The 24343-nt window shown below is 55.2% G+C and carries 23 protein-coding genes; 4 read left to right on the top strand and 19 right to left on the bottom strand.

Features of this window, described 5'->3' with window-relative positions:
• Positions 1 to 250: 250 nt before the first annotated feature.
• Positions 251 to 1471 (bottom strand): hypothetical protein, encoded by a 1221-nt coding sequence (locus LU633_RS06135; protein WP_016192764.1) that lies wholly within the window; start codon positions 1469 to 1471, stop codon positions 251 to 253.
• Positions 1472 to 1721: 250 nt separating this feature from the next.
• On the opposite strand from LU633_RS06135, the gene LU633_RS06130 reads away from it, so the two are divergent.
• Complete coding sequence (locus LU633_RS06130) at positions 1722 to 1988, top strand: hypothetical protein (protein ID WP_016192763.1); 267 nt, start codon at positions 1722 to 1724, stop codon at positions 1986 to 1988.
• Between the two features lie 42 nt (positions 1989 to 2030).
• On the opposite strand, the gene LU633_RS06125 is transcribed toward LU633_RS06130, so the two are convergent.
• The 9 genes from LU633_RS06125 to LU633_RS26125 all read right to left on the bottom strand — a co-directional run bounded on the left by LU633_RS06125 (position 2031) and on the right by LU633_RS26125 (position 12287).
• Positions 2031 to 3569 (bottom strand): conjugal transfer protein TraG N-terminal domain-containing protein, encoded by a 1539-nt coding sequence (locus tag LU633_RS06125; RefSeq protein ID WP_046372225.1) that lies wholly within the window; start codon positions 3567 to 3569, stop codon positions 2031 to 2033.
• Between the two features lie 10 nt (positions 3570 to 3579).
• A complete protein-coding gene (locus tag LU633_RS06120; protein ID WP_016192757.1) occupies positions 3580 to 3915 on the bottom strand; it encodes a hypothetical protein in 336 nt (111 codons plus the stop codon).
• Position 3916: 1 nt separating this feature from the next.
• Complete coding sequence (locus LU633_RS06115) at positions 3917 to 5335, bottom strand: integrating conjugative element protein (protein WP_016192758.1); 1419 nt, start codon at positions 5333 to 5335, stop codon at positions 3917 to 3919.
• Between the two features lie 11 nt (positions 5336 to 5346).
• Positions 5347 to 6318: a TIGR03756 family integrating conjugative element protein gene (locus tag LU633_RS06110; protein ID WP_016192759.1), complete on the bottom strand. Its 972-nt coding sequence runs from the start codon at positions 6316 to 6318 to the stop codon at positions 5347 to 5349.
• Positions 6315 to 6719 (bottom strand): TIGR03757 family integrating conjugative element protein, encoded by a 405-nt coding sequence (locus tag LU633_RS06105; protein WP_016192760.1) that lies wholly within the window; start codon positions 6717 to 6719, stop codon positions 6315 to 6317. Before LU633_RS06105 ends, LU633_RS06110 begins: the two co-directional genes overlap by 4 nt.
• Positions 6720 to 6889: 170 nt before the next feature.
• Entirely contained in the window at positions 6890 to 9271 is a 2382-nt protein-coding gene (locus tag LU633_RS06100; RefSeq protein WP_046372224.1) for an ATP-binding protein, read from the bottom strand.
• A gap of 728 nt (positions 9272 to 9999) precedes the next feature.
• Positions 10000 to 11223, bottom strand: coding sequence for a hypothetical protein (locus tag LU633_RS06095; RefSeq protein WP_198292549.1), 1224 nt, complete (start codon positions 11221 to 11223; stop codon positions 10000 to 10002).
• Between the two features lie 111 nt (positions 11224 to 11334).
• A complete protein-coding gene (locus LU633_RS06090) occupies positions 11335 to 11970 on the bottom strand; it encodes a type III effector (protein ID WP_200896942.1) in 636 nt (211 codons plus the stop codon).
• Between the two features lie 47 nt (positions 11971 to 12017).
• Positions 12018 to 12287 (bottom strand): type III secretion system chaperone family protein, encoded by a 270-nt coding sequence (locus LU633_RS26125; RefSeq protein ID WP_407647035.1) that lies wholly within the window; start codon positions 12285 to 12287, stop codon positions 12018 to 12020.
• Between the two features lie 426 nt (positions 12288 to 12713).
• Between LU633_RS26125 and LU633_RS06085 the strand changes: the two genes are divergently transcribed.
• Positions 12714 to 13532, top strand: coding sequence for a DUF4225 domain-containing protein (locus LU633_RS06085; RefSeq protein WP_016192750.1), 819 nt, complete (start codon positions 12714 to 12716; stop codon positions 13530 to 13532).
• On the opposite strand, the gene LU633_RS06080 is transcribed toward LU633_RS06085, so the two are convergent.
• The 9 genes from LU633_RS06080 to LU633_RS06040 form a co-directional block, all read right to left on the bottom strand.
• Positions 13526 to 13843, bottom strand: coding sequence for a hypothetical protein (locus LU633_RS06080; protein ID WP_016192749.1), 318 nt, complete (start codon positions 13841 to 13843; stop codon positions 13526 to 13528). The two genes, LU633_RS06085 and LU633_RS06080, sit on opposite strands and share 7 nt — an antisense overlap.
• A gap of 185 nt (positions 13844 to 14028) precedes the next feature.
• Positions 14029 to 14433 (bottom strand): hypothetical protein, encoded by a 405-nt coding sequence (locus tag LU633_RS06075; protein ID WP_016192748.1) that lies wholly within the window; start codon positions 14431 to 14433, stop codon positions 14029 to 14031.
• Positions 14430 to 17255 (bottom strand): conjugative transfer ATPase, encoded by a 2826-nt coding sequence (locus LU633_RS06070; RefSeq protein ID WP_046372223.1) that lies wholly within the window; start codon positions 17253 to 17255, stop codon positions 14430 to 14432. The genes LU633_RS06075 and LU633_RS06070 overlap by 4 nt, the downstream gene beginning before the upstream one ends.
• On the bottom strand, positions 17255 to 17659 hold the full coding sequence (locus tag LU633_RS06065; protein ID WP_016193250.1) for a TIGR03751 family conjugal transfer lipoprotein: 405 nt from the start codon (positions 17657 to 17659) through the stop codon (positions 17255 to 17257). The genes LU633_RS06070 and LU633_RS06065 overlap by 1 nt, the downstream gene beginning before the upstream one ends.
• Positions 17646 to 17906 carry a DUF7446 family protein gene (locus LU633_RS06060; RefSeq protein WP_016193251.1) on the bottom strand — a complete coding sequence of 87 codons (261 nt, stop codon included), beginning with the start codon at positions 17904 to 17906 and terminating at the stop codon, positions 17646 to 17648. Before LU633_RS06060 ends, LU633_RS06065 begins: the two co-directional genes overlap by 14 nt.
• A gap of 11 nt (positions 17907 to 17917) precedes the next feature.
• Positions 17918 to 19450, bottom strand: coding sequence for a TIGR03752 family integrating conjugative element protein (locus LU633_RS06055; RefSeq protein ID WP_152664265.1), 1533 nt, complete (start codon positions 19448 to 19450; stop codon positions 17918 to 17920).
• The gene (locus LU633_RS06050; RefSeq protein ID WP_407647033.1) at positions 19447 to 20268 is read right to left on the bottom strand and encodes a TIGR03749 family integrating conjugative element protein; all 822 of its coding nucleotides are present in this window, start codon (positions 20266 to 20268) and stop codon (positions 19447 to 19449) included. Before LU633_RS06050 ends, LU633_RS06055 begins: the two co-directional genes overlap by 4 nt.
• A gap of 65 nt (positions 20269 to 20333) precedes the next feature.
• Entirely contained in the window at positions 20334 to 20945 is a 612-nt protein-coding gene (locus tag LU633_RS06045) for a PFL_4703 family integrating conjugative element protein (protein ID WP_046372367.1), read from the bottom strand.
• Between the two features lie 285 nt (positions 20946 to 21230).
• A complete protein-coding gene (locus LU633_RS06040) occupies positions 21231 to 21830 on the bottom strand; it encodes a helix-turn-helix domain-containing protein (RefSeq protein ID WP_016192743.1) in 600 nt (199 codons plus the stop codon).
• A 181-nt stretch (positions 21831 to 22011) separates the two neighbouring features.
• Here LU633_RS06040 and LU633_RS06035 point away from each other — a divergent pair, with 181 nt between their 5' ends.
• Positions 22012 to 22260, top strand: a complete 249-nt coding sequence (locus tag LU633_RS06035) for a helix-turn-helix domain-containing protein (RefSeq protein WP_040465859.1) — start codon at positions 22012 to 22014, stop codon at positions 22258 to 22260.
• A gap of 2 nt (positions 22261 to 22262) precedes the next feature.
• Entirely contained in the window at positions 22263 to 24335 is a 2073-nt protein-coding gene (locus LU633_RS06030; RefSeq protein ID WP_016192741.1) for a Mu transposase C-terminal domain-containing protein, read from the top strand.
• Positions 24336 to 24343: the final 8 nt, after the last annotated feature.

Raw genomic sequence — 24343 nt, 5'->3', positions numbered from 1 at the left:
GCTGACGGGTTTACCGCCCGAAGGCGTCGTCTCTCAGGTTTTGACAACTTTGGCATGCAATCACCCGAAGGCGTCCCTCTCAGATTGCCGGGACATTGGCATGTTGCGTATTGCAACGGTACATCGGGGCAGATAGTAGATCGGACGGGAGTTCTTTTTCAAGTGGAGTTTTAAATTTATTAAGAGACTTTGCATAAAAAATGAAACTTTTTGAACGGGCTGAAAATTATTTCAGCCCCCTATATGGCGCTTAAGCAACCGTGGCATCAGAATGGTTTTTATTTTCCGTGCTATTTTTTATTTTAATAAAACTGCGTCGAGGTAATATCAATACACACACACCGAAAATCAATGCACTAATGGAGAAAAAAACACCCCCATAAAAATCATTCAGATAAGCGCCCGAAGCATGTTTTCTGAGAAAGTCATCGTAGATTAGAAATGGTTTCCTGAAGAAAATGTAAACCACATTACCCATATCTGCACCGGTAACAAAACAGTCGCGACCACATTTTTCATAAGGTATCGTACCAAATATTACTGAGGCATTTTCCTTCTGATTATGCTGCATCATATAGTGAACAACGGCCAGTTTTTTATCAACTGAGGTAAAATCAGTATTAAGAAGTGAAATTATCAACTGCGCTTCATCTCTGGTTATTTTCTTTTTCTCATCACGAGCACTGAAATACCAGTCTGAAATAATGGCATTATCTCTATTATCATTGTAGAGCCTCGCTATATCCACCCTGACCTGAGATTTGGTGTAGATAAGTGCATTATAGATTTTTTCAGCCTTAACATCATTTACAGGCGTGTAATAAGTGCGTTCAAATGCTTTGTCATAGAGCTTATCACTCAGACTTGCCAGTTGACCTTTATTATTTCCGGATGTGGTTTCCCAGTAATTTAAATTACCGAATGAGTCTTTCCATGCCAAAAAGGCATGCCCAGGCGCGTAAATAATATACGCATATCTTCCCTTCATTTTTAGCGCATCCATCATCAGATATGTATTGGTATCACAATCAGAACGATGAATGGCATAGTTATTTGACACATCTACGCTGGGAGTATAATAAAAAATATCATGCAACCGCTCATTTGCACATGCAACATAACTGAAAACACCCTTGTCTGTATCCTGCCAGGGGCATTTATTGCTGACCTCCTCCAGAAACTGATTTACATTGCCCAATGCTTTTTGCTGTATCGGAACTGTTGTTATTCCGTAATTTAAATCCATTTTGATGAGACGGTGAGTCAAATACCCATCATTAAAAGTAACATTTGTCACTTCAGGGCTTAAATAACGTTTTACGAAATCACGCTCGTTGCTTTTACTATCCAGCAGGCTTGAAAAGAAAATTTCGAAAGCAATCCATGCACAAAAAATGCAAAATGATAGCATTCCAGAGGTTTGAAAAGCCCATTCAAACCATTTCTTAGTAAATTTCCCGACGCCGTCCATTATCTATTTTTGCCTCTGTTAAACCTGATTAAAATTCTGCCGGATTCTAAACAGTCGGTATATCGAATGCCACATCTTTCATAAGCGTTCTGAATACATACAAGCAAAGGCTGACGGAAGCATATGTCAGAACAGCCACCGAAAATGCTCAAAAAGTTGCCAACCCACCCAGTTTCAAGTAACCTGGATACATAAGTGGTTCGGTAGTAATGTCGATGTAAGCTTCAGATAAGACCATGCAGGTAACGATATGAGTGGAAACGGCTTTGACCCAAAAGATGTGGCGGAGATTTGCTCGCGTAAAAAGAGTAAATTCCGGATGAAGAAGGCTGATTTCAAGGAGTTGGGGCGTAATGCATTAGTTGGAACATTCGATGTAATTTTTAGTGCGGTGAAAGTGGCAGAAGTTATCGCTCGTAGCCAATCCTCACAAACTAAATCTAAAAATGAGTACAAATCTCCTATAACGTATAGCTGGGAGAAAAGAGGCATTTTTAGGGACAAGGATGGGTTCTAAGCAGCGGTGCATGAACTATATACACCGCCTCTTGAACATCATCTATTTCATGGCCCCCTTAACCCCCCCAGTTGCTGAATCAATAGCCATTCCTTGAGCTTTTTTTCCTGCCTCAGCACCAGCATCCATAGATATTTTAGCTCCGTCAGCCATATGACTGGCCATCGATCCTATCCTTGCTCCGGCCCAACCCAGCATACCCACCCAGAACGCCGGAAAAACCGCATACATCATCCCCAGCACCACGTTCATCATCCAGCCATCAGATGTTGAACTGAAAAATCCGGCAAAGGGGATGGAGCTGTTTGCTATCCCCTGCTCCGCCATATTGTCATACAAAATGGTGATCAGCCGGTCATCCAGCCAGCCCGCCAGCTCCCACCAGAAGGTGATGAACTGGAGGGCAAACTGCGCAAATGAAATAGTCACGATAGTTTTCGGCTCATAAGCGCTGAACATCATCAGCACCGGGATAACGGTGATGATCATCATCTGTAACAGCGCCTGTATCATCGGCAGCGCCTGCTTCAGCGCATCGAATCCCGGCAGTGCCTCCGCCTGCTTCAACCCCAGACCGATGGTGGACGTCAGACGCGTCAGGTTACCCGCCACCCCGGTGGTGTTATCGGCGCTGCCCACCGCATAGGTTGTGCCACCGCCGGATAACCCGGCATTGCGCGGGCTGACCAGCCACTGCAACGCCAGGGTTTCCCACTGCGTCCCCGGGAACTGGCGCTGCATCTCCTTACGGGTGTCCTCACTGAAGCTGGCCAGCACGCGCTGTCGCAGTCCGGATGAACCGTCCGACCACCAGGTTTTGCAGGTGGGATAGCCACCCTGACCGGTATCCGGATACCCGCTGTCGCGGGCGCTGTCATACGGCCACTGGCTGCGCGGCGTCATCGCCGTGTAGTAATCGTAATAGCCGGAGGTGTTGAGAAAATAGTCGCTGCCAATCCAGCCCACCGAGTTGATGGTCGCATCGCTCAGCTGGCTGTTACTGTTCTTCAGCCGGAAGTACGCCCGCGAGTAGCACTGGTTGGCAAAGTCCTGCACCTCCTGTAACAGCACCGGGTCACGCAGCTTTGTGTTCTGCACGTCAAAACGCATCTGGCGCAGCTGCGTGCCGCAGGGGATCGACGCAATCATTGCCTGCGTGGTGCCTTTTGACATCATATGCAGCAGGTACCACCAGACCGGCACCTCCGCCGTGCGACCGTCAAAATCATTGACCAGCCCCTTGTAACCGGAGTTCTGCGGCGTGGGTACGCTGACGCCGCACTGCTTCGCCCGCGAGCTGTCGAATTTTATGGTGCTGATATCCACCGGCAGCAGCGGAATGCAGCAGAACAGCATCACCAGAAAGGAGACGTAGATAGCGTGCTCGATGCGCGGCAGTGCCAGTATTCCCTTGTTGCCCTCGTCCGCGCCCTCTTCCCGCACCTTCAGCCAGACGCCCAGCACCTTAAACACCAGCGGCAGCGCAAAAAGGCCGGTGCTGCTGAGAATGCTCCACATGGCATTGTTCATCACCCAGCCAAAGAGGACGAGAAAATACTCCAGAAAACTGTTCGCCGTCATGCTCGTCTCCTCACGCTGCGCCGGACCAGGCCACGTACTCCGTGGCCAGAATAAACAGTACCGCCAGCGCTTCGGTGCGCGGCAGGCGTGAGCGGACCTGTGGCCAGCGGCGTAACACCCGTGGCCGCACCCTGCACAGCCAGACTGCGGCCAGGCCGGTACAGAACGTCAGCCGCCAGGCGAACAGCCACCAACGGCTGTCATGCAGCCAGTTGCGCGTCAGGTGCCCGTCCGGGTCATACGCCATAAACACCGACGCCACCGCAAACATCCCCGCCATCAGCAGCAGCATGGATAAGATAAGGAGGGCCACGCGGGCGGCGCGGCCTTTCAGGTTCAGCACCATATCAGTTCGCTCCTGAGGATGACGGCTGGCCCATCTGGCTGAAGCCCTGGTCCTGACTGCCGGTTTTCTGCTGCATCTGGTTGTCCTGATTACGCGCACCCTGACGGGCCAGCGTGGTCAGCAGGCTGTTGCTGCTGATGGATTTACGCAGCTCCATCTCGTTACGCAACGCATTCAGTTCACGGTCGAGCGCGTCCACGCGGCGGTCGCCTTCGGCAATCGCTTCCGGCTGTTCGGCGGCATTGGGTTCAGACTCACCGGTGGTCAGCATCCGGCGCATGGTCAGCGCGGTTTCCACCGTATCAGACATCGCCAGCTCGCCGGCCAGTCGCTGAACCAGTGCGGCTTTGTCGGGGTCGTCGCGCAGCGACTGGATAACGCCACGGGTCACCACCAGACTGCCGGTCTTAAGACCCGCGAGGTTGTCCGTGGTGGGCTGGAGCTGACCGTTGACCAGCTTAGCGAGCTGCTCCAGGTTGGTTTTTGTCGCATCCTCCAGTACCGGAGAAAAACCGGTGCCGGCCACTGCACTGCCCGGCTGGTTATCGGTTCCGCCACTGGTACATTCGCTGGTTTCCCGGCAGGTGCGTATCGAGCGGTCGCCCAGCACCTTCACCACCGCCGCTGCGGCGTCATCGGAGGTTTTCCAGCGCTGGCAGACGGTGCCGTTGCAGCTGTCGGTGCCGACACTGCTGGCGCTGGTGACCGGCAGGCTGTTCATCATGTTGAAACCAGCTTTTGCCAGGTCACGGGTTGGCTGGATGGCCTGCTGCCCCTTACCGCCGCGATTCTGGCCCCCCACCCAGGTGACACCCTCCTCACCGGTGGCTTTGTTCAGCTTCTGGTCGCCGGAGACGGCGTCTCCGGCGCTGGACGCCACGATATCCTTGTACTCTTCGGCTACCGCCGCCTGCTGCCATTTGCTGCCCATCGTGTAATCAGCCAGCTTTTTCGACATGTTCTGGCAGTTGAGCTGCGCCTTGTCAAAGTTCAGGCCCGCCTGAAGCACCCCGTTGGCCAGCATTTCATACAGCCCCGGATTGGCGCGCTGAATGGCCATCGCCGGCATACTCATCACCGCGCCGGTCGCGCCCTGAATGACGTTGCCCATCAGGTCCTTAAAACCGCTGGTGACACCGTTAAGCTGATTGCCGACGGTGGTTTTCAGGTCGAAGTTGCCGCACATCAGGTCACTGCTCCAGCCGCCGTTCAGGCCCAGACGGGACATGTTGCTGCGGCTGGCCGGCGGGGAAATAACTGAACCGCCGCCGATGGAGTAGAACAGACCATCATTGACCGCACCGCTCACCGCCGCGCCGCCAGACGAAAGCGACGTGTCCAGGGCGATGGCCGGAAGAGAGAGCAGGATAAGCAGGGCGAAAGGTGCCGGGTAAAAACGCCGTAAAGGGTGACGTGTCATCATCAGTATCCTCAGGAGAAGTCGGTGCTGTAAAGGAAGGTCTGGCCGCGTCGTTTGCAGCAGCTGTAAGGCTGCCAGAGCGCCCAGGCGTAGTTGCCGTCTTCAGCGTTCTGTCCGCCGACGTCCGGGAAGACCGCACAGCTCTGAGAGAGCTGCGGTGACAGACGCTGCCACTTGTGGTTTTGCGTGCCGGTGTTTTCCTGTACCGGGTCTGGTGGCCAGTAGCCCGCCGAGCGCTGGCCGGTCAGCGGCGTGTAAACATGAAGCTGGCCCTGACGGGTGATGATGTCGGCAACACGCTGCACCACCACGGCGGCGGCTTTGTAGCCGTCGGTCTGGGTGACAAAGCCGCTGCGGGGATAAACGTTGCCCCACATGTTGCCGGCAGACGTGCTGCCCAGTTCCCGGCTGCCGGGCACCAGCGCCTCCGGATAGAGCGCTTCCGGTACGCCGGTGCGCCAGGTCAGCGCATCAAGGCCGCTGGCAAAGTACGGCATAAAAGGCGTGGCCGCGCTGCTGCACGAGTAGCCGGGTACCATACCGCCGATGAGTTTTGTCGCCGGATGACCCCAGGCATCACCATAGTAAAAATGCAGGTTCTGCTTACGCGTGCCGGGTATCTTCATCTCCTGCCGCCCGCCGCCGGTGGCCACGCCCGCAGCACCGCCCACGAGCGTACTTTCCGCGCCGTCCGCCGTGCTGCTGACTGGCGACATCTCCGTCCACGGACTGGCACCCGGACTCAGATACGCGGACACCACCGCTTCGGGGATAAAATGCGTCACCTTTACCGAGGTTCTGACCGTGCAGCCAAAGGGGGTGCAGAACAGCCAGTAGCAGATACCGCTGATGCGCCAGCTGATGCAGTCCGGGCTGACGGCGCTGGAGAGCAGCCCGGCGGTGTTGACGCTGGCCAGCGTGCCGGTGCAGGCAAACAGCGCGGCGAGCGTCAGACGGCGCGGGCGGGCAAGGGCCATGTTCATGGGTGACTCTCCCGCCAGACCGTCAGCTGCCGCGTGGCCACGGTGACATCGGTGGTGCCGTACACCACCCATCTGTCGTCGAAGACCACAGCCGGATATTTTTCCAGCCCCAGAGACCAGGCGTGAACCACGCCGGCATAAGCGCCGGCCAGCGCCTGCTGATTTTGTGTAAAGTCCGGGGAAGCCACCACCGCCCTCGCCTGCCGTTCAGCCTGCGCCGGGTCGGCGGGAAGTGGGCCAAAGAGCTGCGTCTGAAGGTGGTCCGGGGCATCGAGCAGGGTGACCGTTAAGTCGGCAGGCAGGTCAGCCGCCACGGGGTGGGCGCTGTCGGTGTAGATCACCGTGCCGGCGCTGACGCCGGTGGAGAAAAATAATGCTGCAAGGCATGGGAATAACCGCATAGTGAAACGCTCCCTGAGTGAGAATTCTGCTCAGGGTGCGCTCAGGCGGTGACGGGTTCAGCAATTAACTCTGAGCCGGAATCGGAAGATTAATCCGTGACCACCGTGTGGTTGACAGAACCTGCAAAATGCCTCATCTGGCCGGTTGAGAGAACGGCGTTTATGCACCGTCACGCCACGGTGCCGCCGTCCTGTCGCCATTGCAGGTAGTCATCGACGTCAAAAAACCCGGCCGCCGCCGCGTTACGCTCCAGGCTCCAGCGGGTTTCACCCTCGCGGACCAGCGGCTTCCAGCGTTCCGGAAGCTGTTCAGCTTCCGCCGCCGGACGGTACGGCCCTTTCTGCTGCCAGGTCCGTCGCGCCCACGCATCCAGCTCATCTTCTTCCGTGGTCGTGCTGTGAATCAGGTACCAGACCACGTAATCCGTCAGCAGCTCTGCGGTCGCGCCCGGGAGTAGCGTAAGATAGCGTGCACGCTGTTCCTCCACCATCTCATCCATCTCGTCATCATCGGGCGGCGGACCCGCTTCTGCCATTTCCGCCTCCTGTGGATCCAGCTCGCACATGTACGCCTCCCATTCACTCTCACGGATCTGACGCTGTTGTGTCTGCTCCGTCTGTTGTTTCAGCGCCCGATCAATCCCTTCTTTCACCACCCGCTCCCAGTCCGGTTCGGCGGGCGCGGCGGTATCAGCGCCCGTCAGCTTCGCATTGAGTAAAGCCAGACGGGCGCTGTCTTCAGGTTCCTCCGGTTCACTCAGCGCCTTCGCCATACCCTCGTCGCTGATCATGCCGGGCAGACCTTTCTTCTCCCGACCGGTGCTGGCCCGCTCGGTCAGATAACGCTCCCGCCATGCGGACCTGCCCGCACGTTTTCCTTCGGCCTCCAGACTGGTGGTGTATTTCATCAGCCAGACGTGGAGATAACGCTGACGATCGGATGCGTAAAGCGTGCTGATATCATGAAACCGCTGATAAAAAGCCTCATCGTGGCCACAGTCCAGGCTGTCGCCCTGATGGGCCACCTCATGCTCCGTCAGGCTGAACAGCCTGCTGGCGGTGAGTAACGGGTCCGTTTTCAGGCGACGGACGATATCGATATTAAAGGCGATATAGGTCTCACCGTCGGTCCAGGCCTCTGAGGTGGTGGACTCACCCAGCAGGATTTGAAAGCGCGTCCCCCCATGCGTATACGCCTGCCAGGTCTTTTCTGCACCGGAACACAGCGCGGCATAGTGCTTCAGGCACCAGCGTAACGCCGTCCAGGCCCGCCGGGTTTCTTTGTCCAGACGTTTTTCACTGACGAGCAGGGTGCGGTCGATGAAGTTTTCACTCAGCGTGGCGAAATCAATCAGCACGACGTCAGCGTGCCAGCCACTGCCCCAGCGTTCAGACCGCGTCAGCCCCTCGCGATACGCCAGCAGGTTACTGCGGATACGGCTCAGGCAGGCCATAAATTCGTCTTCTTCATAGCAGCCAAAGCGGGTCAGGGTGACGGGATGCAGTACCGGCGCAATGCCGGCACGCGCAATCAGTTCACCACGGGGTACGTCGCGTGCAGAACGCGCCAGGCTGAAACCCCACTGTTCATGCGCTGATGAGACGCGGCGACAACGGCGTAATAAGGCCTCCAGGGTAACGTGCTGCCTGCCCGGCAGCAGGGTGATCACCTCCTCACCGTTGAACAGTGCCTGAAGATCGCCCTCCCCGGCCAGCAGCTGGCGGGCTGATTTTTCCCGACGTGACTCTGTTTTACGGTGACTGCCCTGCGTATTCGTGAACGCACCCGCCATCACAGCAAACCGGGCCGCGATGGACTTCCATACCTGGCAGCTTTTGCGCAGAATTTCAGTACGTGAGACGTTAAGCGCGAGGGGCTTTTTGCTGACAATAAGCCCGCCGACGCCCCACTGATGCCCGGGGTCGTGGCGGACCAGCACACCCTGATTGTAGATGGCTACGGCACCCTCCTCTCGCAGGCGATACCAGGCCTCATCGTCTTCCGCGTCCCATTTTTCCAGCGCCGGCTGACGGGTGATAACCGCTCCGTTCAGGCTGACGATGACCGGCGTGTAACGCACCAGATCACGAATTTCCTGGAGGCAGGAGAGGCGCTCCTGACTGCTCAGCGACTCGTACCATTCGCCTCTCACTGAGCAGCCCGGTACGGCGGTTGTCAGCTCATCAAGATCGTAGTGATAGCCCATTTCCCGTGTGTCCACCGACATCTGCCAGAGGTTTGAACGCCACAGCGTGCGGGCATGGGCCATAATCTGGCCCCGGCCCAGTCGGAAGCGGCCATAGGTGGCATCCCCCTCCTGATGTGGCGTGCCAAACCGGCCAAAATAGCGTTTCACATCCTCATGGGAGGCAAAGCCCCGGCCATCGTCACGGCAGACAAAGCCTTCGGCGGTGATCTCAACGCTCACCTGTTTCGCGCCGGCATCGACGCTGTTCATGATAAGTTCGATAACCGCCTTGCCGATGGAACCGGCCTGGCTGTAAATGATGTGATGGATAATCTGAGGGTCAAGTTCAAAGGGACAGCGCATGGAAAGACTCCGTTGTGGGGGGTTCCGGCGCTATTTTCAGGATTTGTGTCTGCGGTTATATAAAGAACTGTGACCGCAATTATGAAAGAATCCTCGCAACAATGAGAATGGCCGTGATGGCATGTGATGGAATTGAGAGATACGCTGGCAGAATGCCTGGGGGAAAAAGGGCCAGTGGCGGAGAGGAAAACAGGTAGTGCGGGATATTTCTGTTCTTTCCGACATCTATTTGAATGATGTTATTACCTTGATCAGAGCCAGAATAGGCGCCGGGCGTTTAACCCTGCGGAAAGCTGACCAGCAGCACGGTAACCAAAGCCGGTGAAGCATTCAGCCCGGCCCTAGCGAAGCTGTCCGCCATCATTTGGTTAAACGCAGGCTCTATCGCACAATGTAGCGGGATGGCATCAGGAGCCAGAGCCAGCAGGTGCACACATTCGTGAGCCAGCCGATAAACCGTGCCTAGGCTGTCTAAAAATGTTGCCTCCCCCAGCTGATGGCAATGTGTTTTCGGGGGGGGGGGCACGTTTCATGACTGCCCGGGAACCACATCTGCGACTGATAAGTGTGAAACTCAACACCCACAAACGTCCAGCTTCGACCGCGGCTGGCAATGAGCCGTTTTATTGTTAAGTTCGATGATCATCTGAACGATCACCTTTAATACGATAGCAGTTACACAGAATTACTGTCAGGCTCAATTCTGGCGGCTTTCCGCTTACAACCCCTTATAGGATGGAATCATCCTCAGAAGAGGCACTATCTGTATCAAACGAATAATCCTCCACCATCTCTCGATGCGAAGCCTGTAATTTTTCAGGATTTTCATAAAAACGATCTCTGATAGCAATACCTTTGGCAAGCGCTTTTCCTTGATCAGCATCGAGACCTTCGATGGCAATATGTTGCACCTCATCCCAAAAAGCCATCCCGATGCGCTGAGTTGATCTATGCAGTACAAACTTTTCGCTTTTAGGATCAAATAATCCATCCGGCCCCTTAGCCTCGCTTTCAACTTCAGAGCATGCTGCGCAAGGCACATACTTTCCAGCAATAGGAACAATTACATGCTTTCCCTCTTGCAGTCCAAGCTTTGCTATTAGCTCTTGATACTGGCATTCTTTATCGCCCGCCAAAGCCTTCTGAATGTTCTGCTCTGCATGCATGGTTTGATTGATCCCATCGGGTAATATTCCATCAAGACTTGCATCTCTGAATGGAGGGTGAATAATCAAGTTTTCGAATGACGGATTCGACTGCGAGGCAGCCCGAATCACCTTCTGCAAAATATGCAGCGCAGCAATAGCTTGCTCAGAGAGCTCCTGACGTGAGAGGTTATTATCGACTGGGCAACCCAAACCTCTGGCTATCTCGGAAACAGTATTCTGCTTCAATACCTCAAACCTATCTTGGTTAAGGAAATCTTCCTTGAGTTTTACGACATGGCGCCTATTTCTGCTTTCCTCAACCTGCGCTTTAGATCCTCTATTTACCGGATAGGGGATTGGGCGTTCTGTATCTCTCGTTAAAGCAAAATGCAATGATTCCCGAATGTGCTCACTGTGGAAATTTGAAGATACATGCAGCTTTCCATTAATAACAGATGCTTGAACTTCGATAGGTCTCAACGATTTAAGGCCTATCATGCCCCAGTTTACAGAAGTTGCAATATGACGTAATGACTGACAAATGCGATTAAAGCCTTGGTACCGTTTTGGTAATGATGGAGGAATGCTCGTTCGCGGAATAGCCTCGACCATCGTCTGGCTTGCATAAAAAGCTGGTCTTGAGCCAGTAAAAGAACTGTTTTTATGGGCCGAAGCTTCTGGCTCCTCTGACGATGGCGGCCCAATTACGAGCCGAGAAGTACCGGGAACGTTATTTTGAACCTGCTCTTCATCCCCAGTATTAGCAAGATAATGAGATCTGTTAAAAGTATTTACCTTAAACATTTTAATTTCCTACGGCCGACCACCTACAATACTGGAGTTCGCAGGCGTACGGCCTCCAACGCAGAAACTGGACCGTCGCTATATTTTGCGCACGCGCTGCAGTTAAGGCCCTCAGAAGTCGTCGTCAGAATCTGACTGCACTTCCCGCAGTAATCGTCCCGCTTGCTTGAGAGAGACATCATAACCCGCTTCGCCCATTTCCTTTTTAAAAACTTTGGCATCATCTTTTGGCGCGCTATGTTTTGATCCAACTACAAACTTTGACGGAATGGATGAGGTTGTCCTGCAATTATACGGAAAAATTTCTCCATCAGGGCCTTTACTGTCAGGATCCAGCTCAATTGGAAAGTTGTTCTTTATGCCTATAGTTCTAACGAGAACGGGGTTGTCTGGATCTGTTCGATGAGCATATTTTTTTGCAGATACCGGATAACTAGTAAAATAATTATGCTTTTCCGTATTTTTCACGACATCCGGGTTTAATTCGTAGCCAGCCTGGAGAGTTGCGTCTACAGCACCTGAACGCCTCCGCTGAAAACCATTATCTCTGAGATCTTGCAAATAGCTTCCCGAAGTGCCGTGCCAGAGCCTACTATCGTGATATACTTCCGCTGCAGCACGTGAAAGAAAATCTTCCCGTGCCTCTTCGGAAAGATGAGATGCTGAGGTTAGGGCTTGGCCACCTGCACTGTACACTGGTGTTGATGAACCAGATACATTTCGAGGGCTAACTGGCGGACTATACACATAATGGGATCCAGAAGTCCCACAAATATTACCCATAAATACACCTATCACTTGAAATTGAATGACTTTTTAATTTCGACTGCCACACTTAGCAAATTCTCAAAGATTTTTCGCATTTCGACACTGTCAACTTCTACCAAAGGAACGCGCCCATGTAGTTCTCCGACGTCTCCCCTACTCAAACCTAGTGTAAGGAATGGTTTTTTAAAACTGAAACTGTTGAAGTGTAGCATTCGTCCCAATGTATCGGCATTAGTATCGACGACCTGACCAATTTCGGCAACAAAATACACCCATCGAAACTCATCTTGATATATCTTTATTGATACGCCGATCTCAAACGAAAAGTAGTAAATTTCGTGCTCATTTTTTTTTCAGGAAAACTGGGCATACGATATTCACTTGCAAGCCCATCAATTAGATGGTCAAACGAATTCTTCTTCATGAAATACCTCTATCTGGTGATGCTGGGTGATGAAATACCTCTATCTGGTGATGCTGGGTGGCCATAACAACATATTTAGTTCCATCAATATTTTTGGCTCTGTTGCAGAGTTCGTGACGAGGTCGCCTTTTATATTACTGAAAGGTCTTACATTTCAAAGACTCTGCTTACATGACGCATCCCGCCCAAGGGATCCCCTTAATCGGGGTTTGAAGTCCAACGGAACGGAAACGTACTATTAGGGCTTCCCCAAACATAAAATTAATACCTCATCATTCTGAAATAAGGAGAAAACGCTATGGATTCCGCATTACTGTCAATGATGCAGTCGGGCGGGAGGAACAGAGCCTGGGCTGAAACAATGGTTAATATGGAAGCCCGCAAGCTGGTCAACCTGGCAAGCCAGCTGTCAGCTTTTCATCTGTCTGACGACCTGACCCGGATAAAGTTTTGTCAGGAAATAAAAGACGTCGTTGAGCAGCAGTTCGCGCTTGCCCGTAGGGCCAAATCAGACGAGGAGTGCATTGCCTGCATTTCCGCACTGCGTGACGAGCAGGATAACCTTTATGAGCAGAGCCGGTTGCTGCGAATGAAAGCGGCAAAGCTTTACGCAAAGGTTGAATTTATCAGAGAAAATAACAAAATTGTTGGGTATGTTATTTCAGCTGTAAATATCGTCATATCCGGCGTAGCCATGTTTGGCGGAATGATCATGATGTCTACCATGACACCAATTGGTGTTCTTGCCGGAGCGATACTTTTTGTTGATGGTGTAAATGGAATAACTAAAGAAGCGGCACATCTTCATTACGGTCAGCAATTTAAAACGGAGGGAATCGTTGCCGATGCAAGCATGGGTGCTGCCAGTTATATGGGCTTTAAACCTGAATCGGGTCTGGCATTTTATGATGCTGCTACCCTTGGTGCAAGCGTTTACAGTATATTCGGGCTTGCGAAAAAAGCAGGCGCATGGCGATTATTCAGATGGCTTCCACGAGATTACTATCGCAAAGTAGATACTATGAGCAGACCTAAATTAACGATGAAAATTGTCGAATATGGGGTTAAGGCTAAGGTTGTTTTTGACCTTATATCTACAGATCACAACGATCAATAATCTCTGTTTCTTCTTCTGTATCGCCATGACTTCCAGGCGAGAATTGGCGGTTGTACGAATACAGCAACCGCAATACCGCAAGAAAGGCCTATTGAACCGGAGAACAAACTTTGCTCAGAGCCAAAAAAGAGAAGTAAAACAAAAACAGCCAGGCAACAGCCTATAACGCCTGCTGCGATGATGAAACGGTTGGCCAGATCCTGAATCGCCTCGCCCAGCGTTCCGCCGTAGCTTTCCGTGTTATTCCTTATCTTCCTGAGATCTGCGGCGCTGAAGCCAGCGTGCAGTAACGCCTCTTCACTTATTTTCATCGTCTCTCATCCATAACGCATCACCTGCGAAGGTATACCAGAAATCCGCCGGCACATCACGATAAAATGCCACAGATAAGCGTGGCAAAAAGGTCCTTCTCTCGCGGGCTCTGTGCCGCCCGCCCCCGCAACCTGAGGCTTGCGCAGGCAGCAAACCGCGCTGCCCGCATAACCCACAGGCCCGTTTAACTGCACACCACGCCGCAGGCCACCCGGTCAATCTCCTTCAGCACCCACAGCATATCGGTGGCATCCGGCACGCAGATATTCCAGCGAATACCGGTCCTGAACTCACCTTCTCCCGGCCACAGCGTATTGCCGGTGACGGTGATGAGAATATCCAGCGTTCTGCTCCTGCTGTCTTCCAGATGCACCGCCAGACAGCTGCGACGCCCCACCCGGTGTGGGTACGCCGACAGCAGCACCGGTTTTTCCAGTCGGTTGAGTATTTCCTCCCGGAGTTGTCCCAGCGCCACGCTGTCAGACTCGCCAACTGATGCCAGCCCCTGCGGGGGAACAGTAAAGATGACGGTGGCAATCAGCGCCCTGTCAGGGACGACCGACGGCGGTTCCATAATCAGTTTTTTCATGCTGTCCCCTGTTCAGTATGCAGACCACGGCTCTCATCCAGCCGACGTGCTACGTGGAACGCCGCCTCCAGTTCGCTACAGTGCATCTGATTCATGATCTCACGGCGTTCGGCTTTTTCCTCTTTCTCCGTCATCCCCAGCGCCAGACAGAGACTGGGCGGCACGGCACGAAAGAGCGACTGTACCTTACGCGAGAGGATCACCCCTTCGGTATATTTCCTCGGGAGTTTGGTGGCCGACAGCAGCATGGTTTTCTGCTCGTCGGTCAGCGTTTTAAAACGGGCAATCTGCTCCACCTCATCCGGCGGCATCACCAGGCAGATCCACCACTCCGCCATGTTCAGCATTTTTTTCGCCGTATCGGGAAAGTCGGCCAGGTTCTGCGTAAACAGCCACAGCCATGCGCCGAGTTTACGCCACATTTTCACAATTTTGGTGGCATAGGGACCCAGCAGCGGATTGGCAGTGACGATGTGCGCCTCATCGATGGGCACGATAGTGTCGCGATCGCTGTACTGCTCGCGTTCGGCGATATTATTGATGGTGTTCAGCAGGGAAATCACCGCCACCGCCATCTGCGCCTCGTAGCCTTCGCGGGCCAGGGTGCCCAGATCGACAATGGTCACGTCGGCTTCCGGCCACGGCGTGCCGGGGCGGTTGAACAGCTCCCCCTCAAAGCCCTCGGTAAACATGCGCAGCGCTTCGGACATTTCCTCCGCACGCGCCCGCCGGGCGGCGGTCCGTTTCTCACGGCCATCCTCCCCGATGCTGACGTCACGGGCAATGTTCTGTAACGCAAACATCAGATCTTCGGGCAGCATCTGCCGGTTCTCCTCATGCACCCGACGGGCGGCAATCATCATCGCCTCACGGATCATGCCCCGGTCGGCGCGGGTCATCCTCCCCTCTTCCGCAGCTTCACCGCCGGTTATCATCAGGCGGGCCGCTATTTCCATTTCGCCCGGCACGTCACGTTCTTCATCCTTATCGTCGTCATCGCCCCCGTCCTCATCAATATCCGGCAGATCCTCTTCGCTGACCATCAGCGCATCCGGTCTGACCCGCATCAGCAGGTGCGAGTCGGCAAACGGCGCGAGCGAGATGACTTTACCCGGCTTGATGCTCACCCGGTGGACCGTCAGGCCCAGCGAGGCGCAGTAGTCGCCAAACAGCCCGAAGCTGTTACCGGCCTCCAGCAGGAAGATGCGCGGCCGGTAGATGGCCATCATCTGCGCCAGCTCACACAGCGCCGTGCCCGACTTACCGGCCCCGGTGGGGCCAAACAGCAGCTTGTGGGCGTTCTGGGTCCTGTCGTTCTTGTTGAGAGGGTCAACGGAGAGCGGTCCGCCGCCGCGATTGAAAAAGGTGAATCCCGGATTGCCCGTCCCGGTATCGCGCCCGTAAACCGGTGCCAGGCAGGCAAAATGCTGCACAAACATCAGGCGCGTGTACCAGTTATGGCGGTCCTTCTCCGGGTTAAAACACATCGGCAGTGCACGTAGATAGCTGCTGAGTGGCCCAACGTCATGCTCCGGGTTGACCGGCTCCAGCCCGCAGTTCAGCAGCGTGCTGCTGAGATCCAGATAGCGCCTGTCCAGCGTGGCAATATCACACGCCTTAATCAGCAGGGTCACCGCTGCCCTGTAAAGCTTGTACCTGTTGCCGAGGTAAGTACGCGCCGTGGCCGCGTCCTCACGCGCACGCAGCGAGCCCACGTTCTCACCCATTGAATCCCGGCTCAGGCGGGCAAAATTTTCCTCCAGCCTGTCCTGCGGCTGAATAAGCAGCGTCATGGTCAGCACCGTACCTTCCGGCAGCAGGTCCATGATGGCGTTAATGTTATCGCCCCGCCGGACCTCGCCGGTCAGATGCCCGGTGGACGGAGCATTACGCAGGCGGGCCACCGGCACCGCCCGGTGCGCCACCTTATCAAACCACCACACCCCGTTTTCCGCATCGCTGCGGGGCCGGGTAAACCACAGACTTTCGCTGAAATCATTCAGCAGCGGCAGCTCGCCGGGCGCGTCGTCGCTGTGCCGGGCGCAGCGGTACAGGGTCGCTTTATCCACCCACGTCGGCGAGGGATTGAACCAGCGCAGCAGCCAGCTGTGGATCTGTTCACCGTTCTGCCGCTCGCTGCGGATACCGGCCCCGCTCATCGCCGAGGTCAGCCGATCGCAGACCTGCTTCAGCAGCACCTCCGGGGCCAGAGGATCGCGGTAAGGCGTCTCCACCCAGCGGTAAATCACCATCCGGGTGCGACGGATTTGTCCGCGCCACGGGGCACCGGTGACGGCATCATCCAGAAACAGACCCTGCTCAACGGCGACGTTTTTCAGATGACGCGCCTGCTCGTCAAGCCAGGCGCGGGTAAATGCAGTCCCCTGCGCACGGGGTTTAACGTAGCCGCGCACCCGGTCCATGTACGCGGTCAGATCGGACTCATCCTGACAAAAAAACTGAACCACCCACTGGTGGGAATCCAGCTCCGGCAGGCTGTCCTGGAGGGCATTCTCCATGACGTCGCGGATTTCATCCAGCCTGGAAGCGGGACGGCCTTCGGTGCCGACCGGGGTGATTTCATACACCGCCCCCACCGACACGCCGTCATCCAGCAGAATGCATTGGTGTTCCGGCAGATACTCGCCCCAGGGGATGTGGTCGATTATCGAGGGTGCGGTGTCGTACAGCCTTGCCTCATCGGCGCGGGTCACCCTGCCTTCCCGGGTCAGTGGCTCATGGCCGTTCACCGAAAACGGCCCGTCACCGTGCTGATGCGGATCCTGCGAGCGTGAGCGGCGTCGAAACAGTGAAAACGTCATCACAGATCCTCCGTGCGTTCACCGGGGAGCGCGTACTGCACCTGGCTGTAAAAGGGAAACACGGTGCTGTAGCCGGGCACCGGGGTGCTGCCATCTGCCAGATGCGGATAGACGTACATCACCATGTCCGGATTAGGCAGCCGGGGAAAAGTCTGCTGAATTTCATTTTCCTGGGTGCGACTGTAGCTCTCACGGGTCTGCTGCGAAATCACCCGTTCACCGTCGGAAACGGGCCTGCGCAGCGTGGCCCGGCTCTCCGTGGTGGTGTGCGTGACCGACGCGCCGTCATTCCACATATCCAGCATACTGCTGTCGCCCGGGGGCAGCATTTCATCTTTGGAGGTGCTGCATCCGGTAAGCGTCACCGCCAGCAGGACAGCGGCCAGCGTTTTAAACCTGGTCATATGGGACCTCCGCACCTTCAGCGTCACAGAAAAACGCGGAAATTCTTATACAGCGGTTATCCGGAAGCGGAAAGAGGATATCATTGCCCTCGCGTGACAGTTTGAGACCGACCGCCAGCATCGCCCAGTCGGTGACATCATGCGGCTTGCCCTGCCATTTGCCGTTATCCCGTCGGATGAGACCGCTATAAAGGCGACCACTGAGCGGCGTGTAAACGACGCGGTATTCCAGGTTATCGTTGTGCATTGGGTTCCTCATCAGTCCATGCCCGTGCCGCTGCGGGCCAGGCTGAAGTCGTATTTCACCTTGCGGCCTTTTTCTTCGTAGTCGATGGCCAGCTGGCGGGTAATGTGCAGCGCCACCTTCTGGCCCGGCGGGACGTAAATGGCGTCGAAGGTCTGGCCGTAGCGGGCCTTCACCCAGTCCACGGTTTCACGCATTCCCCCGGCAAAAGCCTTACCCAGCACCGCCTGGCCCGCGTCCCCGGTCAGGCTGGAAGTCACGCCACCGTAGCCGTTGGTCTGACTGGTGTTCTGATTCGCCGCCAGCGAATCGCCGGCTGACGTGGCAGCGGCCAGGCCGGCAATGGTGGGCAGGTAGGTGGAGGCGTTACTTTTGCGCGTACCGGAAATACACGGAATACCGTTATCGTCAGACAGCCAGCCGATGCCGGCATTATTACTGCCGCCGTTGCCGCTGCCCTGTGCGCCCTGACTCCCCCCGCCGTTCTGTCCGTTGGGTGACGGCAGGGTACGGACCGTCCCGTCGGTAAAGACAAATGTGATGCTGGTAATGGAGCCGCGTACGCAGGAGAGCGTCCAGTCGCCGGTGGCGGTGCCGGACACCACAGCGCCCTGCACGTCAGGCAGCTCAATGCCGTTGGCAGTGAGGTTGTCCTTACCGATAAGGACTTTAAACGGATAGGGGTCAGTGACCTTGCCGTCGATCGGAATACGTCCCAGCAGCGCGGTCATCGCCCGGCTGCCGACCAGCGTCGCGTTCTCCGGCAGGGTGTAAACCGGATCGGTATTCTTCTCCGCCTCATTCATGGCGTTCTGCGCGGCCGTTGTGGTTTTAGCCGCCGCCTGCTGTGTGGCATCAGCGGCCTTATCGAACGACGTCGCAAAGGCAAAGCCTGTGGCGTTGTTTTTATTACTGTCCGTCACCGGTTTTCCACCGGAATCGGTGGCCACGCCGTCCTTTGGCTCCACCCATTGCAGGCCGTCCGAAGCCGGTGCGGACGTCGCGCCATTCTGGCCGCCGTCATACCCCAGCCCCACCGGGATATCACCGCCCGGCCCGCCGTTTTTGGTGGATGACGTGGTGTCGCCGCCTGCGTTTTTTTGCTGCATCTGATCCATCAGTCGATTCACCTGTGCGCCAAGCTCCGCGACCTGACTGCTGAGTTGTGAGCGTTTCTGCGCCTCTTCATTACGTGCCGTGCTGACCGCCTGGCTTATCTGCGTGTCAACATTACCGTTTTTGGTTTTCAGGGTGTTGTTTTCATCACTGAGCTTTTTATTGTCGCCTTCGAGGGTGTTAAGGCGCTCCTGCACGCGGCGAAAGTTACCGACAATGGTGCGCAGCGTATCCTGCGGCGTGTCGCCCTCAACGCCCAGCGTGCGCAGGTCTTCCGGCGTCAGGTCTTTCAGCGTGCCGCCGGAGGCTTTCTGCGTCTGGCTGCTCTGGTTTTCCTTCCCCGAACAGGACTTAACGGCCACCACCACGGTCCCGGCCAGCAGCACCGGCACCGCGACTTTTACAAGCAGGTTGGAGGAAGGCTTCATTATTTCTTCTCCTGTCGGGCACGTTTGCCGGCCGGTCTTTCCACCGACGGCTCGGCGATAAATGCGCTCTCCGGTCGCCCGGAGGTAACCAGATACAGTACGGAGGTGTCCTCCGGGGTACCGGCCTGCCCCAGCCAGCGGTGCTGAAAGGTGGCGGTGGTGAACTGACCTTCGATAACGCGCGGATCGAGGACGATTTTCCCGGCAGAGCGGTTGCGCACCTGTAAAGCCACCACGCTGCTCCCCTGAAGGCTCCAGGCGGCCATCGGTGTCACCGTTACCGGCTCGGACGGCATCACGGTGGTGAGGTTCGACGGCAGCTTCAGCGACACCGGGCTGATACCGGGCACCGCTTCGACGGTGCGCAGCGGCCCGTAAAGATTCTGCGCCGCATAGCGGGTCAGCACCACCGGCAACGGCGCGTTAAGCTTTGGCGGTTTGCGGCTGGCGGGCGTGCTGTCACTCTGCGCCGGCTGACGGCCAGCGCTGTCGCCATCACCGCTCACCGTCTGTTTGTCGCTGGCGGCGGCGGTGGCCACCTCTCCGTCATAGACGATCTTCACCGGCTCCGGCGTGGTTTTCCCCGTCGCTGCCGTGACGTCCAGAAGAATGATTTCGCCGTTCTCCTTGTTTTGCAGCTCGATACGGGTGACCGGAAACGCCGATTTCGCATCGAGATACACCACGCCGCCGGTGCTCTGAATACGCAGCAGGTCATTCAGCGAGGGCGGAAAACCGACGCGAACGTTCTTATTCACGAAGACGATGCGTTCCTGCCCGACGACAAGCGGGATCTGCAACGGAATACGCTCCCACTTCATCAGCTCAACGGCCTGACCCGCAACGGATGCCAGCAGCAGGGCTGGCGCTATCAGTATGCTGATCCTCACGGTTTTGCTCCTGACGTTTTCTCCGGCTCCGGCAGGGAGGCTGCTTCCAGCCGCTGCGGCGTACTGTCATAGCAGTCCAGCGCCAGGCCGAACGGGTTACGTTCCGGATCGCCCTCCCAGCGCACCACTTTAAGCGGGTAGCGGACCATTGCCCGCTTCACCAGTTCGCTGTGGACGTACTCATCGGCCACCAGATCCAGCCGGACCACCCAGTTGTCGTTATCAATGACTCTGACGCTGTTCGCACCGTAGCCCCGGCGGGGTATTTCATAGACCACCCGCACGCGGTCGCGGAGTTCCCCGGTGTTTTTACGCATCTCCGCATCTTTATTGAGAAAATCCAGGCAGGCGGGCGTCAGGTACGGGTTCATCTGGGCAATTTTGGCCGTGTAATCCACATCGCCGTTGTGCGGCCATGCATTCAGCTGCTGGAAAATATAAAACCCAAAGCTGTAAACGGTGGGTGGCGGGATAACCCACCAGGCACGGGTGCTGCCGGAACGTAAATCAGGCGGGTTATGAATGGTCAGCATCGAGGGCGCACGCATCCAGCCCAGTGAGGTAATAAGCAGCCCCGCAAATAACAGCATGTATGGGGGGGTAATCATTTTGATACTGATCGTGCATGCCTCAAGCAAGCCGCCAACCTTTTACTGGCGCGGCATTGGTCGAAATCTGGGGTTTGATACTCGTCGCGAAAAAATGACTCAAAACTGATTTTTTCGAACGATATTTGATACTCGAATGATTGCTACTTGTGTGAGTTTGAACTGCGTTTAAATCATTTTTGATTTTCGTTTAAGCAAGCGGCTAAAAAAGTTGGCCGAACTCAATAACCTCATAAAAATTATGCATTACACCTGTGCGCAAGCATCTGCCTACGCTTACTTAACTCAACCTGCCCGCTTAGCTTCCTGAGCTAGGCTATCAGTGCTGTTCACCTCACCCTCTTCAGATGCCCCTTTTTTAGCTTCTACATGCGCGTCGATGAGATCTATTGCTCTCTCTTTCAACTCTGGCGGGAGTAGCATAAAAGTCTCGTCGAGGGTCGTATCATGTTCAGCTAACTTGATGATACTACGTGCACCGCCGTTAATTATGATTTTCAAAAGGGCTTCCGCCTCAGCTTTCCCCATAAACTCAAAGGCAGTCGCCCAAGCGGTGCGGAGATGTTCTTTGTCCGTACTATCACTTTTGGCACTAGTGCTATTTCCCTGCTGTGGGCCTTCAGTAGAGTGATTCACATTTGAATCACCAAGGCCAAATGCCAGCCAATCAAGAGAGATGCCCTCAGCAAACGCTATAGCCTGCATAGCCACGAATGATGGCTCTGTTCCACGTGTGATGTAGTTATTCAATGTTGAGAATGACAGCCCCCACTCCTTTGCTGCAGCTCTTATGCTTCGTTCGCCAATTACAGATTTTAAGCGCCGGATGAAGCTTTCTTTTCTGACCTCATCAAAAGCAAATTTGTTTTCTTTCCGGTATTCCATTTTCTTTTCCACATAACCTATTGATTTTAAGAAGATTGATTCAAATTTGAATCAGCAAAGGCAAAAATCACAAAGAAAGTGGGAAATTTGCTTTACATGAGGGAAATATGGATCAATACTTTTATCCGAAGAGATAACCTACGGTTTATCCTTCGGGATAACTTTTTAGGATAGATGAATGATGAATCGAAAAGAAGATCTGGTTTCTGATTGGCACTCTGAGGATGTCATCCGCGAGCTACACAAGCGTGGTTTGTCCCTCGCTGAACTGAGCCGCAGGAATGGTTACGCAGCAGGCTCCCTGAAGTCTGTATTAAGAACAAAATGCAGGTCTTATCAGGAGATCGTAGCTGCTGCACTGGACGTTGCGCCGGAAGAAATCTGGCCCAGCCGTTATCAGACCAAAAGCTATATGCGTAAGGCGTCCTGATTATGTTCGTTACGGTGAATGAGTTAATTGGCCTGCCGGGGTTGCCTGGTACGGTTCAGGGAGTGCGGTACACCCTGAATAAGTGTGCTGCTGGTTTGCCGGAAATGATGCGCCGCCGCCAGGGTACGAAGGCCTACGAGTACAACGTTGATTGTCTGCCGGACGCCGCCCGCGAAGCTGTCCAGGCTCGTTTAGCGCGTCAGCTGCTTGCGCAGTCTGCTTCCCTTCCGGCCAGGGCGACCACCGCAGGTGAACTGGTCACGGGAGCCGGTGGCGAGAAAGTTCAGCGCGAGCTGGCGCTGTACCGCAAATGCCCGGCCCTGCAGGAGAAGAAGCTGCGCGAGCTGACCGACAGCCAGAAAGCAGTCGGCGATGCGCGGATGGTGCTGGTTCAGGAGGTGTTACGCCTGATGGACAGCAGCGGCAACGGTGGTCTCAGCATGAAGCGCAAGCAGGCGGTCGAGTTTATTGCCGACGCTTCTGTCGCCGGGACGCTGCCGGATTATGTACAGCGGGCCGCCGATATCGCCAACGCCCGCAAAGGTGCCACCCGCGCCGGGGTCAGCGTGCCAACGCTGCAGCGCTGGCTGTCAGCCTGGATGGCTGCGGATACAGTGGGTGGACGCATGGCGCTGCTGGCACCGGGTAAGGTCAGCAAAAAAGAGGTGTTCCAGTATTCATGGATGCCGGACTTTATGCGCTTTTGGCGCGATACCAATAAACCCACCGTCATGATGGCATACGAGAAGTTTGCGAAGTGGTGGATTGAGCAATACGGGGACAACGAGATCATGTTATCCATGCTACCCAAAGTTGACACGGTGCGCTATGCGCTGGACAAGCTGCCTGTTGCCGAGCGTGAGCGCGGACGCGCAACCGGCTCCGACTACAAGAAGTACCTGCCGTTCGTGCGCCGCGACTGGTCTGTTATCCCGGTTAATGGTGTGTGGGTCGGCGATGGCCACGGCATGAAGATGGAAGTGATTAACCCTGAGACGGGCAAGCCGTTCCGGCCTGAGATTACGCTGGTGATCGACGCCCGCACCCGCGTGGTGGTTGGCTGGAGTCTGTCCATGTCCGAGAGCCAGGTCGCCGTAGGCGATGCCATCCGTAACGCAGTATCACGCTACGGCGTACCGCTGATGTATTACTCCGATAACGGTGGCGGTGAGAAAAACGCCGTATTCGATGCCGATATTACGGGTATTTTCTCCCGCCTCGGTATTGAGCACCCCACCGGTATTCCGGGTAATCCACAGGGGCGCGGCATTATCGAACGTCTTAACCAGGAAATACCGAAGCGTGCCGCGATGGCCTTTGGTTCCTGGGTGGGTAAATCTGGTGACCGGGAGGCGCAACGTAAGTACCGCAAGGCGGTGGATTCAGCCGTCAACGCGCTGGAAAAAGGCCGTTCACTGAATGAGGTGCAGGCCATGGCCATGCGCAAGGTGCCGACGATGGAGCAACTGGTCGCGGAGATTGAGCGCCAGATAGAGCGGCATAATAACCGCCCGCACCGCAGTCTGCCGGAGCGCGACAGCGGACAGCACTGGTCGCCGCTGGCCTACCGCAATCACGTTATCAAACAAGAGCAGGAAGAAATTCAGTTCCTGACCAGCTCGGAACTTCATGAAATGTTCCGGCCAGAGCAGATTTGTACGGCCAGACGCGGCGAGATACAGCTATTCAAGAATATCTATTTCAGCACCGAGCTGGCCTGCGTCGAAGGCGAAGAAGTCCGGGTCTGCTTTGATATTCACGACCCCCACAGCGTTATTGTGCGCCGTATGGACGGCTCCTGGATATGTGATGCTATCTGGAATGGCAATAAGGTCGATGCCTTCCCGAAAGCCCGTATCGAGCAGCTTAAAGAGAAGCGCGTTAAACGCAGCGTCAAGAACCTGGAAGACAAGGTGCGTCGCAAGCAGGAAGAGCTGCGGCCTGCGCTTGAACAGCGACCGGAGATTGACGTTACGATGTTCGCGCCAGTGCGAAATAATAACGAACCAGAAAAGGTTTATTTATTCGAATCGGAATTTGAAAGCGATTTAAAGAAAGCCAGTAATCATCAATAAGGTTATTT

This window comes from Erwinia tracheiphila (genome assembly GCF_021365465.1).
Taxonomy (GTDB): Bacteria; Pseudomonadota; Gammaproteobacteria; order Enterobacterales; family Enterobacteriaceae; genus Erwinia; species Erwinia tracheiphila.
The sequence above is the reverse complement of the archived record's forward strand: the minus strand, read 5'-3'. Positions and strand labels throughout refer to the sequence as shown.